This window comes from Phenylobacterium sp., assembly GCF_013911965.1.
In the GTDB taxonomy this organism is placed as follows: Bacteria; Pseudomonadota; Alphaproteobacteria; order Caulobacterales; family Caulobacteraceae; genus Phenylobacterium.
Genome location: NZ_JACESE010000011.1, coordinates 30163 through 46847 on the forward strand (window position 1 = coordinate 30163; position 16685 = coordinate 46847).

The 16685-nt window shown below is 68.9% G+C and carries 16 protein-coding genes; 10 read left to right on the forward strand and 6 right to left on the reverse strand.

Translation table 11 applies throughout. The annotated features are described in order from the left end of the window. Positions 1 to 211: 211 nt before the first annotated feature. From H2041_RS12280 to H2041_RS12295, 4 genes are all read left to right on the forward strand, one after another. Positions 212 to 568 (forward strand): hypothetical protein, encoded by a 357-nt coding sequence (locus H2041_RS12280; RefSeq protein ID WP_293413027.1) that lies wholly within the window; start codon positions 212 to 214, stop codon positions 566 to 568. A 223-nt stretch (positions 569 to 791) separates the two neighbouring features. Beyond that, a complete protein-coding gene (locus tag H2041_RS12285) occupies positions 792 to 1319 on the forward strand; it encodes a plasmid mobilization relaxosome protein MobC (protein ID WP_293413029.1) in 528 nt (175 codons plus the stop codon). Further along, complete coding sequence (locus tag H2041_RS12290) at positions 1316 to 2341, forward strand: relaxase/mobilization nuclease domain-containing protein (protein WP_293413031.1); 1026 nt, start codon at positions 1316 to 1318, stop codon at positions 2339 to 2341. Before H2041_RS12285 ends, H2041_RS12290 begins: the two co-directional genes overlap by 4 nt. A 79-nt stretch (positions 2342 to 2420) precedes the next feature. Further along, positions 2421 to 2819 carry a hypothetical protein gene (locus H2041_RS12295; RefSeq protein ID WP_293413033.1) on the forward strand — a complete coding sequence of 133 codons (399 nt, stop codon included), beginning with the start codon at positions 2421 to 2423 and terminating at the stop codon, positions 2817 to 2819. Here the strand turns inward: H2041_RS12295 and H2041_RS12300 are convergent. Then, the gene (locus H2041_RS12300) at positions 2816 to 3268 is read right to left on the reverse strand and encodes a hypothetical protein (RefSeq protein WP_293413035.1); all 453 of its coding nucleotides are present in this window, start codon (positions 3266 to 3268) and stop codon (positions 2816 to 2818) included. The genes H2041_RS12295 and H2041_RS12300 overlap by 4 nt on opposite strands. 140 nt (positions 3269 to 3408) lie before the next feature. Between H2041_RS12300 and H2041_RS12305 the strand changes: the two genes are divergently transcribed. Beyond that, the gene (locus H2041_RS12305; protein WP_293413037.1) at positions 3409 to 3717 is read left to right on the forward strand and encodes a hypothetical protein; all 309 of its coding nucleotides are present in this window, start codon (positions 3409 to 3411) and stop codon (positions 3715 to 3717) included. Between the two features lie 13 nt (positions 3718 to 3730). Here the strand turns inward: H2041_RS12305 and H2041_RS12310 are convergent, their stop codons facing one another. Then, entirely contained in the window at positions 3731 to 4627 is an 897-nt protein-coding gene (locus tag H2041_RS12310) for a mechanosensitive ion channel family protein (protein WP_293413039.1), read from the reverse strand. A 72-nt stretch (positions 4628 to 4699) separates the two neighbouring features. Beyond that, positions 4700 to 5656: an RNA polymerase sigma factor RpoH gene (gene rpoH, locus H2041_RS12315; RefSeq protein WP_293413041.1), complete on the reverse strand. Its 957-nt coding sequence runs from the start codon at positions 5654 to 5656 to the stop codon at positions 4700 to 4702. A gap of 413 nt (positions 5657 to 6069) precedes the next feature. On the opposite strand from rpoH, the gene H2041_RS12320 reads away from it, so the two are divergent. After that, a complete protein-coding gene (locus tag H2041_RS12320; RefSeq protein ID WP_293396213.1) occupies positions 6070 to 6297 on the forward strand; it encodes a hypothetical protein in 228 nt (75 codons plus the stop codon). 100 nt (positions 6298 to 6397) lie between these two features. Here H2041_RS12320 and H2041_RS12325 read toward each other — a convergent pair whose 3' ends face one another. Then, entirely contained in the window at positions 6398 to 8293 is a 1896-nt protein-coding gene (locus H2041_RS12325; RefSeq protein ID WP_293413043.1) for an antitoxin Xre/MbcA/ParS toxin-binding domain-containing protein, read from the reverse strand. A 3-nt stretch (positions 8294 to 8296) separates the two neighbouring features. Beyond that, positions 8297 to 9679 carry a hypothetical protein gene (locus tag H2041_RS12330; protein ID WP_293413045.1) on the reverse strand — a complete coding sequence of 461 codons (1383 nt, stop codon included), beginning with the start codon at positions 9677 to 9679 and terminating at the stop codon, positions 8297 to 8299. Positions 9680 to 9780: 101 nt separating this feature from the next. Here H2041_RS12330 and H2041_RS12335 point away from each other — a divergent pair, with 101 nt between their 5' ends. The 3 genes from H2041_RS12335 (at position 9781) to H2041_RS12345 (ending at position 12789) form a co-directional block, all read left to right on the forward strand. Further along, positions 9781 to 10188 (forward strand): VOC family protein, encoded by a 408-nt coding sequence (locus H2041_RS12335; protein WP_293396204.1) that lies wholly within the window; start codon positions 9781 to 9783, stop codon positions 10186 to 10188. Between the two features lie 283 nt (positions 10189 to 10471). Further along, the gene (locus H2041_RS12340) at positions 10472 to 12547 is read left to right on the forward strand and encodes a PAS domain S-box protein (protein ID WP_293413047.1); all 2076 of its coding nucleotides are present in this window, start codon (positions 10472 to 10474) and stop codon (positions 12545 to 12547) included. Further along, a complete protein-coding gene (locus H2041_RS12345) occupies positions 12547 to 12789 on the forward strand; it encodes a response regulator (protein ID WP_293413218.1) in 243 nt (80 codons plus the stop codon). The genes H2041_RS12340 and H2041_RS12345 overlap by 1 nt, the downstream gene beginning before the upstream one ends. Here H2041_RS12345 and H2041_RS12350 read toward each other — a convergent pair. Then, the gene (locus H2041_RS12350) at positions 12740 to 13633 is read right to left on the reverse strand and encodes a phosphatase PAP2 family protein (RefSeq protein ID WP_293413049.1); all 894 of its coding nucleotides are present in this window, start codon (positions 13631 to 13633) and stop codon (positions 12740 to 12742) included. The genes H2041_RS12345 and H2041_RS12350 overlap by 50 nt on opposite strands. 263 nt (positions 13634 to 13896) lie before the next feature. Here H2041_RS12350 and H2041_RS12355 point away from each other — a divergent pair, with 263 nt between their 5' ends. Next, positions 13897 to 16638 (forward strand): pitrilysin family protein, encoded by a 2742-nt coding sequence (locus tag H2041_RS12355; protein ID WP_293413051.1) that lies wholly within the window; start codon positions 13897 to 13899, stop codon positions 16636 to 16638. Positions 16639 to 16685: the final 47 nt, after the last annotated feature.

The window sequence follows — 16685 nt, forward strand, 5'->3', positions numbered from 1 at the left end:
CGGGCAGGCGCCGGACGGAGCGCCCCTGGCGGGGCGCGGGCGCTGCGCGTCGTCGTCCCATCGTGCCAGGCCAGCCCGTAAGTCAACGGCTGCGCCGTTCCCCTCCGCCCCCAGCTTTCGCCGCGGGCTCCGGTGACTGCCGGGCGCCCAGGCCTGTCCCGAAGAGGCCGTCGCCGCTCGCGGTGAGCGGCTCAAGGACGGAGATCCTCCCATGGCCTCGATCGACCTCTTCACCACCTGGACCCAGCTCTCGGAAGCCCAACAGCTCAACGAGTGGCGCGCGTTCCTGACCAGCCTGGACGCCGGGGACGCCGGATATCATCGCTACTACCCGGTGCTGATGCCGCTCTGGGATCGCGGCGACGTGCCGGCGATCGTCGAAGACGAGGCAATGAGCGCCTACGAAACCGAGATGCGCGAACAGGCGGAGTGGGAAGCACGCAATCCGCCGGCCGCCGACGCCTGGATGGACCGCTGCATCCTGGCGGACGATCCGTCCGAGGCGGCGTTCTGGGACCGCTACGATCCGGAGGCCGCCGATCGGCTCCTGGGATGTCCGCCCTTCTGAGGGGAGCTTCGGCTCCCCCTTTTTGCGCAGCGTGAGGTTCGTCCGCAGCGCTGGCGGAGTCCGCTTTACCTCATCCGGGACTCGGCTGCTTATGGGGTCCAGCCGCGGCACGGCTCCGCTTCCTCAAAGCGCCAGACGTTTGTTCGACCAAACGTGAAGGGGTTTGTGGAGAGTAGGGCAGGATAGGCTTGCCGCCGGCATTGTTAAACGCCACGATGACGTCATGGCGTTTTTCGGCGTGCGGCTGTCCGACGATCTCGCCGTCCGCTTCGACGCCTTCGCGTCGTCCCGAGGCGGGCGATCCAAACTCCTGCGCCAGATGATCGAGACCGTCCTGCGCGGCGGCGGGTCTGCGCCGCTGTCCGCCGTGGAGCCCGAGGCGCGCGCCCGCGGCCGGTCGGAGAAGGTGACCATTCGCCTGCGCGACGAGGATCTGGCCGCCCTCGACACCGCCTGCCGCGCGGCGGGTCTTCGCCGGACGGAGTGGGTGGTTGGCCTAGTCCGCCGCCGGCTCCTGGGGCGGCCCCAGCTCAGCCGGGCTGAAGCCCAGGCGCTGCTCGACATACGCCGGGACCTGCGCCGGATCGGGGTGAACCTGAACCAGGCGGTGCAGGCGATGCACAGCCGCGGGGAGGGGGCTGCGATCGCCCGGGAGCTCCTGGCCTTCCGGCAGGAAGTCCGCGCTCAGCTGGAGGGCGTGCGGGCCGCGCTGGAGGGCGACCTGTCCTATTGGGCCGGAGAGGAGCGATGAGCCCGCTCGCCCAGGTCCGCGGCTTCGACGAGCTCTGGGCGCCGATCGCCCGGGGCGGGCGGCGGGTGGCCGACGTGCCGGTGCTGCCGCCGGCCCCCCATGGCCGCGACCCGAAGGCGCGGCTCGCCAATGTGGTGCGGCGCGCGTCGGAGGTGATGGTGAAGATCACCGGCAAGACCCGGGACGGGGATCACCTGAGGGCGCACCTGGAGTACATCTCGCGCGACGGCGAACTGCCGCTGGAGGGGCGCGACGGGGAGCAGCTGCAGGGCCTGGACGCCGTTCGCGAGCTTAGCGCGGACTGGGCGGCGGACGACCTGAAGCGGCGCAGCGACGCCTCGATGTCGGTCTCGATCGTGCTCTCGATGCCGCCGGGCACGGACTACATCCGCATGCGGGATGCGGCCCGGGCGTTCGCGCGCGACACCTTCGGCGAGACTCACGACTACGCCTTCGCCCTGCACACGGACGCCGGCCACCCGCATGTGCACCTCAGCGTCCGCTCGCTGGGAGAGGATGGGCGTCGCTTGAGCCCCCGCAAGGCGGACCTGGAGGCGTGGCGGCAGAGGTTTGCGGAGAAGCTGCGCGAGCGCGGCGTGGCCGCCGAGGCGACGCTGCGGCGCACGCGCGGGATCACCAAGAAGGCGGAGCGCACACCGATCCGGAAAATGCGCGAGCGCTACGAGCGAGGGCAGGGGCCGGCCCCCCGCGTTCTGGACGCGGCGTATCGGGAGGCCGCGCGGCTGGCCCGCGGCGGGGCCATGGAGCGCCCCTGGGAAGCGCAGATCCTGGCCCGGCAGACCGCCGTGCGCCGCGCCTATGCGGCCGTCGCCCAGGCGCTGGCCCGGTCCAGCGACCCGGCCGACAAGTCCCTGGCCAAGGACGTCGGCGCCTTCGTGAAGACGATGCCGGAGCCGGCCACCCGGCGGAACGAGCTGATCCGCGCCATCCGGGCGCTGCGGCCGGACGCCCGGGAGCGGCCGGCGCCCGAGCCGCCGAAGGATCGGCCGCGGCGCCGATGATCCGGGCCGTTACGCTAAGAGGCGCGCGCCCTAGCTCCTGAAGCGCCGCTCATGGTGAGCGGGAAGACGGAGTGAAGGCATGAACGACCTCGTCACGCACGCGGCTTGGGTGCTTAGCGCCACCTTCGCGCTCGCCTTTGTCTACGAACTCTGGCGGGCGACCGCCAAGGCGGGCGTGTCGCGCCACGACAACATGAAGGTGTTCGCGACCCAGGGCCTGGCGACCTATGTTGTGGCCGGCGCGGTGATTGCGACCCTGTTCGCCGGCTTCAGCTGGGCGCCCTGGCTGGCGCTGCTGTTCACGGCCGCCATCATCCTGGTGTCGATCTTCTACTACAACCCGAAGATCATGCTGGAGCGTCAGCCGGGGGCGGTCGACTGGATCGAGGATCTGGTGTTCACCGGCGGCCTGTTCGTGGCGGCGGCGCTGCTCGCCTACCACCTGGCCGACTGGCGGCTGACGCCGGCGCTCTCTTAAGCGACTTCGCCGGCGAAGAAGGCCTCCGCAACCGGCTCCGTGATCCGGCGCGGCAGGCCTTTGGCCTGGGCCATGCGGCGCACCAGCGCGCGGAGCCGGGCGACCGCTCGGCGACGCGCCGTGCGCTCCACGTGGTCGGCAAGGTCCTTCAGGGTCCGCAGGTCCTGGGCCGTTCCCAGCGGCGGCGCGTCGGGATAGAGGGCGCAGGCGTCGCAGAAGAAGTAGAGCTCGCTGCGCTCCGGCAAGGCGGCGGCCCGGGTGGCCGGCGCTCCGCAGGCCTGGCAATCACATTGGAGCGGGCGGGCGTCGAAAGCGGCCGCCAGTTCGCGGAAGTACTGCGCCAGTCGGCCGTCGGGCTGATGGCCCATCACCCAGAGCGCGTAGTCCGGCGCCCTCAGGAGGAGGGTCTCGGCGGTCCGTCCCTGGTGGCGGCCATACTGCAGGCGCATGCGCGAACCGTGCTGTCCGCATCCCGCGCGCGCAAGCGTCGCCGTGCGCCCGGCGTCCACAGGAAATCCACAGGCGCGCGATGGGGCGACTGACGCGGCGGCGGCCTGCATGAGATGCTCGGGGCGAGGAGGCCCACCCCGTGTCGAACTATCTGATCTTCCGCGGCGCGTCGGGCGCCGGGTACAGCTACATGCCGCTCTCGCGCGCGCCGCTTCTCAAGGGGCGGAGCGGGAACTACGTACTGGCCCGTGCAGGCGACAGCGGCTGGGAGATCGTGTCGGCGGGCGAAGCGCCTGACCTTGGAACGGCGCCGTGGCCTGACCCTGCGGCGGACGAGATGGTGCTGATCCGCTTCAACGTGAGCCGCTCGGCGCGTGAAGCCGAGCTCGCGGACCTGGTTGGCGGGGCCGAAGGCGGCGCCCAGCAGGGGCTCCGGGCGACAGGCTGATCTGGACGGCCCCTTAAGCGAGCGCCGGGCGCGGGCGCTGTTCTTCCCGTGGACGGTCGCCTTCCACCTCCGCCGTCGCCGGCAGGGGCGACTGGAGGTCCTTCTCCAGGAGCTTGGTCCAGAGAAGCACGTCGGCCTTGAGCCGCCCATAGTTCTCCCGCTCGGTCCATGGCCGAACGGTGAGCTCGGCCCAGGCCTCTCCCAGGCCCGTGAGCTCGAGGATCGGGGCGGGGTCCTTCAGGACCCGAGGATCTTCACCAAGGCGCTGGCGCAGGCGGTTCATGACAGCTGCGGCGTCGACGGTCGCGGGGAGGCGCACGGATACATCGGCGCGGCGGCGGTCGTGATGGGTGTGGTTCACGACCACGTCGCCGAACACCTTGCTGTTCGGGATGACGACTTTGAGATTGTCGAGCGTCGCCAGTTCGGTGACGAAGAGGTCGAGCGCCTCGACGCGGCCGACGCGGCCGCCGGTTTCGATGATGTCGCCAACGCGATAGGGGCGAAACAGCAGGATCATGACGCCGGCGGCGACGTTGGAGAGCGCGCCTTGCAGCGCCAGCCCGATCGCCAGGGACGCCGCACCGAGCACGGCGATGATCGAAGTCGTGCGCACCCCGAGTTGCTGCAGAACGGCGACCAAGCCGACCACCAGCACCAGGTTGCGGGCCATCGAGCCAGCGAAGGTCTGCAAGGTGACATCCGGCGCGCCGCGCCGCGGATGAACCCGGCCCAAGGCGGCGCGGACGAATCGGTTGGCCCAGCCCGCCAGCCAGAAGGTGACGGCGAGGATCGCCACGGCCGCAGCGAGGTTGACCGCCAGGTCGCCGGCCGTGTTGATCAGCTTGGTCCAGGCGAAGGTTTCGGCCGGGTTGGCGATCGCCGCCAGCCGGTTGGTCGCATCCTGCATGCACTCACCTTTTGGATCACGCCCGCCCGAGGCCCGAACGGCGGCCGCAGGCGGGGTGTTCCAGGCGCCGCCTCACGCGTAGGCCGCGGACCACGCCGTCGTTTCAACCGGGGCACGGGCAGCAAGCACCTCGGCGGCGCGTCTGCGACGCTTCTCCCGGAGCTTGCGTTTCACGCCCTCGGTGACGAAGCCCTGCACCTTCTCGAAGGCGCGAACCTCGATCTGCCGCACCCGTTCACGGCTGACCCCGAAGTCCCGGGCCAGCTCCTCGAGCAGGGCGGGCGGGTCCTGCAGCCTGCGCGCGGTGAAGATCACCCGTTCGCGTTCGTTGAGGGTCTGCATGGCCTGAGCCAGCAGATCCATGCGCAGCGAGCGCTCCTCCGCCTCGGCGACGGCCTCTTCGGGGTCGACGGCTTGATCGTCCTGGAGAACGTCCAGCCACTCCTGCTCGGAATCCGTCGCGAGCGGGGTGTTCAGGGACGCATCGCGCGAGGCCAGCCGGCGATCCATGGTGATCACCTCGTCCTCTTGGACGCCGAGGCGGGAGGCGATCGCCTTGGCCTGCTCGGGCCGCAGGTCGCCGTCCGAAAGGGCGGAGATGCGGGCCTTGGCGCGCCGCAGGTTGAAGAACAGCTTCTTCTGCACCGCGCTGGTGCCGAGCTTCACGAGCGACCAGGATCGCAGGATGTATTCCTGGATCGCGGCCCGGATCCACCAGATGGCGTAGGTGGCCAGCCGGAAGCCCTTGTCGGGATCGAACTTCTTCACCGCATGCATGAGGCCGAGATTGCCCTCGGAAATCACTTCCCCCATGGGCAGGCCGTAGCCGCGGTAGCTCAGGGCGATCTTGGCCGAGAGTCGCAGATGGCTGGTGACGAGGCGGTGCGCCGCCTCCGGATCCTCGTGTTCACGCCACCGCTTGGCCAGCATGTACTCTTCGTCTTTGCCGAGCAGCGGGTACTTCCGGATCTCGGTTAGGTATCGGCGCAGCCCGCCTTCGGCAGAAGGCAAGGTCAACGCAACGGACACGGTCTTTCACTCCATCAGTAAGCCATGGACTGTGCACTTTATTGCTCGCACGTGGCATCGCGCTTAACTGCCTACGCGCAGATTGGTTGCGCGGTTTAGGAAGATTTTCCGCTGCGGCGCCGCTAGGTATTGTTCAAGGGATTTCAAGGCGTTGAGGGTCCGCTCGCGCCGCTTTTTTGGGCCGGAGTTGCGGCGGCGTCGCGCGCTTTCGGAGGTCGCTGATGCGGGCGATGTCTCCGTCCTGCCGCTCCAGGGCGCGCGACAGCCATGACTCCATCTTTCGGCCTACGGGATGAGGTCGGATGCCGCGCGACAGGCTGTCCGCCCGTGGAACTGCCACCTCGTTAGCCGCTTTCGATCAGCGCATGTGCGCAGCCGAGCTGCGCCGTCGGCGACAATCAGGAGGTCCAGACATGACGATCCTCAACCGAGAGTCTCTGGAACGCGTGCTTGGTCCGCTCGACGAGGCGGCGGCGGCCGAGATCGCAGGACTCGGCGCCAGCGAAGAGGAGCTGCTGGAGGCCAGGTCCTGGCTGGCGAACGAGGAGGCGATGCGCGCCGCGGGCAAGCCGCTGCCGACCGGACGGGTCGCGCAGATCCTGGAATGGCTCGAGCCCTCCGAGGACGACCTCGGCGGCTAGGTTTCCCCTCGCGCCCGGCGCGCCTGTTCTCGCGGCCGCAGTCCACGCTTCTTCATGTCGTAGCGCTCCGGGCCGGTTCCCTGCTCAAGCTTGTTCCCTGTCAGGATCGGCGCCGCGCGGGCAGCAGGCCGAGGCAGGCGCGCAGGCTGACCGCATCGGCGCAGTAGGCGAGGGGGCTCTGGCCGCCGAGAGCCGGATGGGCGCTCTTCAAGAAGACCTCAGCCCGGGCCTCATCGAACACCCTGGCGGCGGCGCGCCGCAAGTCGTCCCTGGCGCTCGCCTGAGCGTCTTCGCGCGCCTGCTGTTCGCGCCTCTCGGTCTCGATGCGCTGGAGGGCCCGAAGAACCTTCTCGAGCCCTTCGCCGCTGGTCCTGGCCGCGTCGGCCGGACTGACCCCGCTGTTTCGCCCGGGTCGGCGAAGCCATTCAGCCGCCGCCTCGACTCCAAGGAGACCCTCTGCGCGCGCCACGGCGACGGCCAGCCGGTTCTGTGCGGCGGCCTCCTTCTCCTGACGTTTCCGTTCGGCGGCGGCTTCGTCCTTGGCCCGTTCGCGTTCCTTGGCTCGGGTCAACTCGCCCGCAAGCGGGAGGCCCACCAGGCTTTCGGTCCAGCTCCAGCCCGCCTGCATCGATTCCAAGCGATCGAGGCGCGCCTCGAAGGTCCACCAGGCCTGATCGTCCGCCTCGATCAGCTCTTCGACGCTTGTTCCGAGATCGGGCAGAGGCGCGTGCATCCATAGGGCCAGATCGAACCCTGTTCTTTCCAGTTCCGGGACCTTCTCGACGATGGCCGAGACCCGGTCCATCGCGCGGCTGCGCCGGGCGGCGATCACTTCTCGACGTCGCTTCAGCTTCGCGAGGTCCTGCGCTTCGCGGTGCGACACTTGATAGCCATAGCCGTCGTCAATCAGGGCACCGGCCTCAGCAAGCCAGGCCAGGTAGCGGCCGACCGTCACGGAGGGCGGTATGAAGCTGGGGTCTACTTCCCGCAGCGCCTCGACCAGCCCGCGGCCGAGGCGCTTGCCGAAAGCGGGCGCAACGCAGTCCTTGATGCGCTCCAGGACATCGTAGGCGTCGAAGCTCTGCCGGGACCACACAGGGCCGGAGCCGAAACCCATGATGCACCGAGCGAAGACAGCCGCCTGCCAGCTCGTGGGGTCCACGGTGAAGCCGTCCTGAGAAGGCGGGCTCCACAACAGGAACGCCCCACGGCCGAGACTTCTCACCTTTCCGCCCTCATCGCCGCGATGTCCCCCAGGCGATCGGCGGGCTTTCCGGGCGTCGGCGATCATCCGCGCGGCCTGCCGGCGCAGGGCGGCCGCAGCGTCGGCCTTTTCCCTGGCGACCCTCGCCCTCAGCTTCTGTGCCGTCGCGTCGACGAATGGATTGTACAGCCATGCACGAGGCGCCGTGCGAAGCAGCGCTGCTGCGACGCGTTTGGGATCCTGGCAGGTGCGGAGCCCGCTCAGGTCAACCTCCATCGCCGACACGCCGCCCGCCCTGATCTTGTCGACCTTGGCGTCGTCGCAGCGATGGGTGACGTAGACCTCGACGAGCAGTTCGCGCGCGCCCGCGCGGACGATCACGTCCGGCACGATGTCTCCGAACCGCTTCTCGAGCCGCACTTCGTCGAACTTGAACATGCTGGCTGGACGAGCGACTTCATGACGCCCCTCCTCTTCGGCTTCGATCGCCGGCAGGAGGATTTGCCGGGTCCGTTCCAGAACCTCCTTCGCCCAGATGTGAGCGTTGGTCTCCACCGCCTTTCCGCAGCCGGCGCCAGAGCCGTAGTGGGCGAAGTGATGGGCAGTCCGTTTGCCCTTGCGCGCCACCAGGCGCCGTTCGCACGCCGGACAGACGCAGGCGCATGCGAGACCCGAGCGAACAGCCGAGACATGGACGAGGGCGCCGTCCGCTTCGCGGCCGTAGATGAGCTCAAGGCCCGACGCGCCGAATGGCGTGTGGTCCGCCTCGCCGAAGACGCTTCGCCTCGCCATGGCTCAGTCGCCGGAGGTGCCGGGGACGGCGTGTAGTCTGAAGAGCTTGTCGAAGAAGTCGCGGATGCGGTGTTCGGCGCCGCTTCCCACCAGTTCGTTCGCGCCGAACCGATAGACCTCGTAGCCGGCGAGCCTCAGCTCGCGATCCGCGGAGACCATCTCGGCGTAGGCCGCCAGGGACGGCTGGCCATCTCGGGAGAAATGGTGGGAGCCGTCGACCTCGAGGACCACGCGTTGGCGCCGCGGCAGCAAAAGGAGAAAGTCCATGCGCTGCCGGGGAAGCGGCAGCCGGCGGCTGAGGGTCTTCACCACAGCGGGATCGTAGTGGAGGTAGACTTGCGGGATGAGCGCCGGAAGCGCGGCGCCGAGCGTCGGTCGGAAGTGCTTGAAGTATGTGGCGAAGAGCTTGCGCTCGGCGTCGGAGGCCAACGACTGCTGTAGGCGGGCGCCCAGGCGGGCCGCGGGGTCTTCCGTTCCGCCCTCAGGATGGCGCGCCCACCAGTCCACCAACTGCGACCAGAGCAGGCCGTCGGCGCCGATCGGGCGGTCGTAGACCAGACAGCTGTCCGCGCCGGATAGGATGACGATGTCGTTGTTGATCGCGTCCGCGAAGCCGATCTCGGGTTTGGGGCCGCGGGAGGCGAAGATCAGATTCTTGGGCCGGCCCCGCACGCCCCGGGCGACCGGCTGAAGGCGGAATATCGGATAGCCGGACTCCTCCCCACAGGGCGCCAGTTCATAGCCGTCCCGCGCCAGGACCTGGTTGACCGCAGCGACCTTCGTGGCTTGCGCCTCACCGCGGCGCGCGAGGGGATGGACCGCCGCTTCGATCAGGGCCGCGAACCGGGCGCGGGAGCACTGGAGGGCGCCGATCTTCAAGAACAGGTCCTCGACGCTCCAATCGCCGGGATTGCGCACCATGTGGCGCTCGATCTGATCGCGAAGGCTTTTGCCCGATGGGCCGAATAGGCTTTCGATTGGCGACTGCAGCTCGAAGAGCCGCTCCACCATCTCCAGCAGCGGCCGTTCGCCTGCGAGATCGTCTTCGAACACGCGCGCGACGTCGCGCCTGGTGATCTCGGTGATCGGGGGATCATCGGACTCCAGCTCGAGGAGCGCCGCCTCGTCCAGGCCGAGATCCCCCAGCGCCTCGGCCATCTGCTTGCCGATCCTGGCCAGCTCTCTGGCGGAGAGCCCGTCGAGAGCAAGCTTTATGCGGTCCGCCTTCGACAGGCCCTCTCCTTCGGGGACGAAGAAGCCGGCCATACGCTGGGGGCGTTCGCTCAGCTCCCGGTGCGTCATTCCGTGGAGCCGGTTGAAGATCAGCCTGTACAGGGTCTCGGTCACGGGCGTCGATCGTGAGTTCAACAACGGATCGGCGATCACTTCGAAGCGCGATCTCGAGCGGGAGTATTGGCGGAGTCCGCCTCCGCAGCCAGGGGCGATGGAGCGCGGAACGCGGTTCGAGGACTCTGCGTTCGGGCGGCATGCTGGACCATGGCGGCTTCGTTGGTTCAGACCTGGAGAGGGCGCGTCGCTTCTACTCGGCGATCGCCGGACCGCTCGGCCTGCAAATCCTCGACGGCGGCCCTGAGGCCTTCATCCTGTGCCACGGCGCAGAGGCGATGATCCCCTTCTTCTGGATCGGAACGACCCGGCCGACTTTCTGGGGGGAGAGCGCCAAGGCAGGGCAAAGTCCAATCCACGTCGCCTTCGCGGCGCCGAGCCGCAACGCTGTGGACGCCTTCCACCAGGCTGCACTCGCCGCTGGCGGCCGCGACAACGGCGAGCCCGGGCCTCGGCCCGGGCCGGGCGACTACTACGCCGCGTTCGTATTGGATCCTGATGGCAACAATATCGAAGCCTGCCACCGCGGACCGGCTCCAGCAGAATGAATGCTCCGTGGGATAAGCACGAGGCGATCCCCGGCGGCTCTTCTTCAACGGTTCGACAGAGCCGCTTGTCACTGAGGCCGGGGACCGGATAACTGGCGGCTGGGGGAGCGGCCAAGCCAACCAACCTGATCGGGCGAGGGCGCATGTTCAGTGAGTTTCCGGACGACTCCGGCAGTTTACGTCCCACCCGACAGGCAATCGGCCCCCGACCGTCATATCTCGCCCCGCGCTCTTCGGCGCCCTCGATGCTGACTAGAGCCGCGCGCTGAAAGACGCCGTCGTAATGAACCAGACCAGCGCAGCCGATTTCGGCGCAACCTTCTGGCGGACGGGCGCGAGAACAGCCGAGGCCGCCACAAACCTGACGGCCGGCGACCTCGATGGGCAGACATTCCGCCTGCTCGCCGACAACCTGCCGACCCTGTGCTGGGTCGCCAACGGCGACGGCTACATCGTCTGGTACAATCGGCGCTGGCACGAATACTGTGGGACGACCCCCGCCGAAATGGAGGGTTGGGGCTGGCAGTCGGTCCACGATCCCGCCGTGCTCCCCGAAGTGCTTGAGGCTTGGCAGCGCTCCATCGCCAGCGGCGAGCCGTTCGAAATGGTGTTTCCGCTGCGCGGCGCCGACGGGGTGTTCCGGCCGTTCCTCACGCGCGTCTGCCCCTTGCAGGACGACGCCGGCCGCGTGATCCGCTGGTTTGGCGTGAACACCGAAATTTCTCGCCAGATGCAGGCTGAAGCCGCATTCCGCGAGAGCGAGGCGCGCTTCCGCAACATGGCCGACCACGCGCCGGTCATGATGTGGGTGACGGACGCTGACGGCGCGTGCGTCTACCTGAACCGCAGCTGGTACGAGTTCACCGGTCAAACGGAAGCCGAAGCCTTGGGTCTTGGCTGGCTGAAGGCCGTCCACCCGGATGACGAGGCGGAGTCCGGCCGCATCTTTCTCGAAGCGAACGCCCGCCGGGAGCCCTTCCGGTTGGAGTATCGCCTGCGACGGGCCGACGGGTCCTACCGCCTGGCGATCGACGCGGCGGCGCCGAGGTTCGACTCCGACGGCGCGTTCCTAGGCTACATCGGCTCGGTGATCGACATCGAGGACCGTCGGGAACACGAGCAGGCGCTGCGGGAAACCGAGGAGCGGCTGCGCCTCGCTACCGAGGCCGCCGAGGTCGGGTTCTGGGACGTCGATGTCGTCAACGACGTGCTGATCTGGCCCCCGATCGTGAAGGCGATGTTCGGGATCTCGCCCGACGCGCCCGTCTCCATGCAGGACTTCTACGAAGGCCTGCATCCCGACGACCGGGAATCCACGGCCGCGGCCTTCGCCGCCGCCTGTGATCCCCTGGAGCGGGCGCTGTACGACGTAGAGTACAGAACGGTCGGCCGAGAGGACGGCCAGGTCCGTTGGGTGGCCGCCAAGGGCCGCGGAATCTTCGACGCGCAGGGCCGCTGCGTCCGGGTGATCGGCGCCGCCATCGACATCACGGCGCGGAAAAAGGCCGACGCGGAGCTGCGCGAGCTCAACGAGAACCTGGAACGCCGCGTCGCCGAGGAGGTGGCTGAGCGCGAGCAGGTCTCCGAGGCGCTGCGCCAGGCGCAGAAGATGGAGACGGTGGGCCAGCTCACCGGCGGCATCGGCCATGACTTCAACAACATGCTGGCCGTGGTCATGGGCTCGCTGGACCTATTGAAGCGCCGCCTCCCGCCAACGGACGCGCGCGCCGTCCGCTACCTGGACGCCGCCGTGGAGGGCGCCCAGCGGGCCGCGACATTGACCCAGCGGCTGCTGGCGTTCTCCCGCCAGCAGCCGCTTCGCCCGGAGCCGCTCGACACCAACAAGCTGGTCGGCGGCATGTCCGAGTTCCTGCATCATTCGCTGGGCGGCTCGGTGCGCCTGGAGACGGTGCTGGCGGCGGGCGTCTGGCGGATCGAGGCCGACCGCAACCAGCTCGAAAGCGCCATCCTGAACCTTGCGGTCAATGCACGCGACGCCATGCCGGAGCGCGGCCGGCTCACCATTGAGACCCAGAACTGTCACCTCGACGAGCGGTACGTCGCCCAGCACATCGGCGTGCCCCCCGGCCAGTACGTCATGATCGCGGTCACCGACACGGGTGTCGGGATGAGCGCGGAGACCGCGGCGAAGGCCTTCGATCCGTTCTTCACCACCAAGTCCGTGGGGAAGGGCACCGGCCTGGGCCTCAGCCAGGTGTACGGCTTCGTCAAGCAGTCCGGCGGCCACGTGAAGATCTATTCCGAAGTGGGGCAGGGGACGACGGTCAAGATCTACCTGCCCCGCTCGATGGCTACCGGGTCCTTTCGGCCGACGGCGCCGAACAAGCTCTGCGGCTGATCGATTCGAACCCCGAGATCACCCTGCTGTTCACCGACGTGGTGATGCCCGAGGTCAACGGCCGCAAGCTCGCCGACGAAGCGCTGCGCCGGCGCCCTGAGCTGAAGGTGCTGTTCACGACCGGCTACACGCGCAACGCGGTCGTGCACAATGGCGTGCTCGATCCCGGCGTCGAGCTGATCGGCAAACCCTTCACGGTGGACCAGCTCGCGGCGAAGGTGCGCGCGATCCTGGACGCCTAGGCCCGGCTGCCCTCTCCCGACCCTCTGTCGCTGAGGTGCGCCAGCGAAGCTCGATCGCCCGCGCCGCGAGCCAGCAGGCGAGCGCCCATGCAGCGCCCAGGCTCCAGCCGGCCAGCACGTCGCTTGGCCAATGCACCCCAAGATAAACCCGCGTCAGCCCGATCAGCAGGGCGGCGGTGATCGCCGCGGCCACGACATAGACCTTCACCCGCGTTCGCTGCGCGAAGTGGGCGGAGAGGACGCCGATGGTCAGGAACACCACGGCCGAGAGCATCGCGTGGCCCGAGGGGAAGCTGGGGTTCATCACCTCGACGGCGCGGAGCGCGGCCTCGGGCCGTTCGCGATCGAACAGCGCCTTCAGCCCATTGCTCAGGGCGGTCCCGCCCGCGGCCGCGACCACGAGCAGGAAGGCTTCGCGGCGGCGGCTCAGCATCGTGAACAGACCGGCGACGAAGGCGACCACCAGCACGAGGACCGAGGTGGAGCCCAGCGCCGTTATGTCCGCGGCCGTCATCTCGAGCCACTTTGGGCCGAGTGGGTCATTGCCGTCCCCGGTCCGCAAGGCGACGACGATCTGGCGATCGACCGTCTCAGTCTCGCCCTCGACCACCTCATCGACGATCTCCAGGAACACCAGAGCGCAAAGCGCCACGACGAGAAGGGCGACGACGGCGCCGATCTCCCGCACCATGAGCTCCATGGAGCGCACGAGCCCCTGGCGCACCGCCGAACCTTCGGCTGTCCAGCGCTCGGGCGCGAGGCGCTCCCAGTCTTTTCGGTTTGGTCTGCTCAGTCCCATTCCAGGCGCGGATGTGCTCCAACCTGGTTCTAGATAGGTCGCCATGAGGGGCTGCAAGGGCAGCGGACGTCTTCCGGAACGTGAAGCGCGACCTAAATCCAGTCGATCCAAACGAAGCGCGGCTGCTGTCGCGCTCGCGACGAAGCCAACACACAAGAGATCCAATGCGCCGGTTGCTCATGGTTCTTTCGATGGTGCCCAGCATGTTGGTCGCCGCTGGCGCGACCTCAGTCGCCGACGCTCGCGAAACGCCGCGTGCGGCCACCGCCAGCTCACCTCCCGCCACGGTCGCCGACCTGGTGAGGAAAGTGGATATCCCTTACACCCAGTTCACCCTGGCCAACGGATTGCGCGTCCTCGTGCACGAGGACCGCAAGGCGCCCGTGGTGGCGGTGTCGGTCTGGTACAATGTCGGTTCGAAGGACGAGCCGCCTGGACGAACGGGCTTCGCCCACCTGTTCGAACACCTGATGTTCAACGGCTCGGAGAACGCGCCGGGCGACTACTTCGAGCCCCTTCGTGAGGTCGGAGCCACCGACTTCAACGGGACGACCTGGTTCGACCGCACCAACTATTTCCAGACCGTCCCGCGCCCCGCCCTGGAGCGCGTGCTCTTCCTGGAAAGCGACCGAATGGGCCTCCTTCTGGGGGCGGTCAGCCAGGAGACGCTGACCAACCAGGTCGGCGTGGTGCAGAACGAGAAGCGCCAGGGCGACAACCAACCGTTCGGCCTGGTGGAGTATGCGCAGCTCGCCGCCCTATTTCCCGCAGGCCACCCTTATCGTCATGCCACCATCGGCTCGATGGCCGATCTCGACGCCGCCTCGCTGGACGACGTGAGGTCCTGGTTCCGCGCAAAATACGGCCCGAACAACGCCGTCCTTGTGCTCGCGGGCGACATATCCGCCGCCGAGGCCCGACCGCTTGTGGAGAAGTACTTCGGGCACATTCCCCGCGGGCCAGAGAACCGTCCGGCGATGGCCCCCGTGCCGACGCTCCCCGCGCCCGCCATCGAGGTGATGAAGGACCGAGTGGCCAACACCCGGCTGTACCGCAACTGGGCCGTTCCGGGCCTGCTGGACTCCGAGAGCGCCGCCTTGACAGTCGCCGCCGGCGTCCTTGGCGGCCTGTCGAGCTCTCGCCTCGACAACGAGCTGGTCCGCAAGGACCAGACGGCCGTGCGGGTGTCAGCCGAGAACCAGGCCTTCCACCGGGTCGGAATCTTCGAGGTGCAGGTCGACGTGAAACCGGGCGCCGACGCCGACGCGGTGGCGCGCCGCCTGGACGCCATCATCGCCGACCTGATCGCCAAGGGGCCGACAGCGGATGAGGTCCAGCGGGTCGTCATGACCGAAGTCGCCGGCCGCATCCGCGGCCTCGAACAGGTCGGCGGCTTCGGCGGGAAGGCCACCGCGCTGGCGGAGGGCGCGCTCTACGCCGACGACCCGGAATTCTACCGCAAGCGGCTCCTCGCGCTCGGCCGCGTGACGCCGGCCGACGTCCAGCAGGTGCTGCGCAAGTGGCTCACGCGCCCGGTCTACGCGCTGACCGTCGTCCCCGGCGAACGGGGACCTTACGAAGAGGCGGCCGCGGCGCGGGCGTCTGCGAGCGAGACCGCAACGTCTGGGCAGGCGACCGTCGCGAAGCCCGGAGAGCCCGCCGCCGCCGGGGCGGCCGCGCTTGCGAGAACCGAACGGAAGCCGCCGTCGGTCGGCCAAATCGCTGACCTCGACTTCCCGGAAGTGGAGCGGGCGCGCCTCTCCAACGGCATCGAGGTGGTGTACGCCCGGCGCCAGACGGTGCCGGTGATCCGCCTCGCCGCGGAGTTCAACGCCGGCGTCGCGGCGGACCCGCCGAACGCCGCCGGCGTCCAGTCTCTGATGCTACGCCTGCTGCCCGAGGGCACGACCAGCCGCAGCTCCGTGCAGATCGCCGAGGAACAGGAGCGGCTCGGCGCCCAGATTCAGCCTGCAGCCTCGCGCGACCGCTCGGCCCTGCTCATGACGGCCATGACGCCGAACCTCGGGCCGTCGCTGGACCTGCTGGCGGACATCATCCGCAACCCGGCGTTTGCGCCGGCGGAGGTGGAGCGCTTGCGGGCCCAGCAGCTCGCCCTCATCGCCGAGGAGCTCACCCAGCCGGCCGGCTTGGCGCAGCGAGCGCTTCCGCCGCTGATCTACGGTCCAGAGCACCCCTATGGACATCCGCCCTCCGGGACCGGACGTGAAGCGTCGATCAAGGCGGTGCGCCGTGAGGACCTGGTCCGAGTGCATCAGGCGTGGATCCGGCCGGACACGGCCACGATCTTCGCGGTTGGCGACATCCCGCTCTCGAGCCTGGTCGCCGAGCTGGAGCGCCGCTTCGGGGACTGGCGTCCGCCGGCTGCGCCCAAAGGTGAGAAGCACTTCGCTGTCGAACCTCCCGCGGCTCACGCGCGGATTGTCCTGGTGGACCGGCCGCAGTCGCCGCAGTCCTACATCTACGCCGGCCAAGTGCTTCCCGTCCGCGGCAGCGACGATACGCTCGACCTCAGGGCCGCCAACGAGGTGCTCGGTGGCAATTTCCTGTCGCGCATCAACATGGACCTGAGGGAGACCAAGGGCTGGTCGTACGGCGCCCGGAGCAGCGTCGATCTGCTCGAGGACCGCTCAAGCCTGCTGCTGATCGCGCCCGTCCAGGCCGACAAGACCGGCCCAGCGGTGCAGGCCCTGGTCACCCACGTCCGCGATATGGTGGGCGGCAGGGGGATCACGCCGGTCGAGCTCCAGCAGGTGATCAACGCCAACACGCGTCAGCTCGCCGGTCAGTTCGAGACCTCCGCGGCGGTCCTCGGCGCCCTGCGGAGCAACGCCCTCTACCGCCGCCCCGACGACTACTGGGAGAAGGTCGCGGACCGCTATCGCGGCATGACCGCTCAGAAGCTCGACGCCGCGGCCCGCGCGGCGATCGACCCGGCGCGGATTGTCTGGGTGGTCGTCGGCGATGCTTCCAAGGTCAGAGGACAGCTCGAGGGCCTTGGACTGCCCGTTGAGACCGTACGGCCGGATTAGGCCCAGGTACTCAGCCCAGGCTTCACGGCGGTGACCGCTTGGCCGCT

Bases quoted from the DNA above. Each gene is read 5' to 3' on its own strand.
- H2041_RS12280 (WP_293413027.1), top strand. From the start codon at position 212: ATGGCCTCGATCGACCTCTTCACCACCTGGACCCAGCTCTCGGAAGCC.
- H2041_RS12285 (WP_293413029.1), top strand. From the start codon at position 792: ATGGCGTTTTTCGGCGTGCGGCTGTCCGACGATCTCGCCGTCCGCTTC.
- H2041_RS12290 (WP_293413031.1), top strand. From the start codon at position 1,316: ATGAGCCCGCTCGCCCAGGTCCGCGGCTTCGACGAGCTCTGGGCGCCG.
- H2041_RS12295 (WP_293413033.1), top strand. From the start codon at position 2,421: ATGAACGACCTCGTCACGCACGCGGCTTGGGTGCTTAGCGCCACCTTC.
- H2041_RS12300 (WP_293413035.1), bottom strand. From the start codon at position 3,268: ATGCGCCTGCAGTATGGCCGCCACCAGGGACGGACCGCCGAGACCCTC.
- H2041_RS12310 (WP_293413039.1), bottom strand. From the start codon at position 4,627: ATGCAGGATGCGACCAACCGGCTGGCGGCGATCGCCAACCCGGCCGAA.
- H2041_RS12320 (WP_293396213.1), top strand. From the start codon at position 6,070: ATGACGATCCTCAACCGAGAGTCTCTGGAACGCGTGCTTGGTCCGCTC.
- H2041_RS12325 (WP_293413043.1), bottom strand. From the start codon at position 8,293: ATGGCGAGGCGAAGCGTCTTCGGCGAGGCGGACCACACGCCATTCGGC.
- H2041_RS12335 (WP_293396204.1), top strand. From the start codon at position 9,781: ATGCTGGACCATGGCGGCTTCGTTGGTTCAGACCTGGAGAGGGCGCGT.
- H2041_RS12340 (WP_293413047.1), top strand. From the start codon at position 10,472: ATGAACCAGACCAGCGCAGCCGATTTCGGCGCAACCTTCTGGCGGACG.
- H2041_RS12350 (WP_293413049.1), bottom strand. From the start codon at position 13,633: ATGGCGACCTATCTAGAACCAGGTTGGAGCACATCCGCGCCTGGAATG.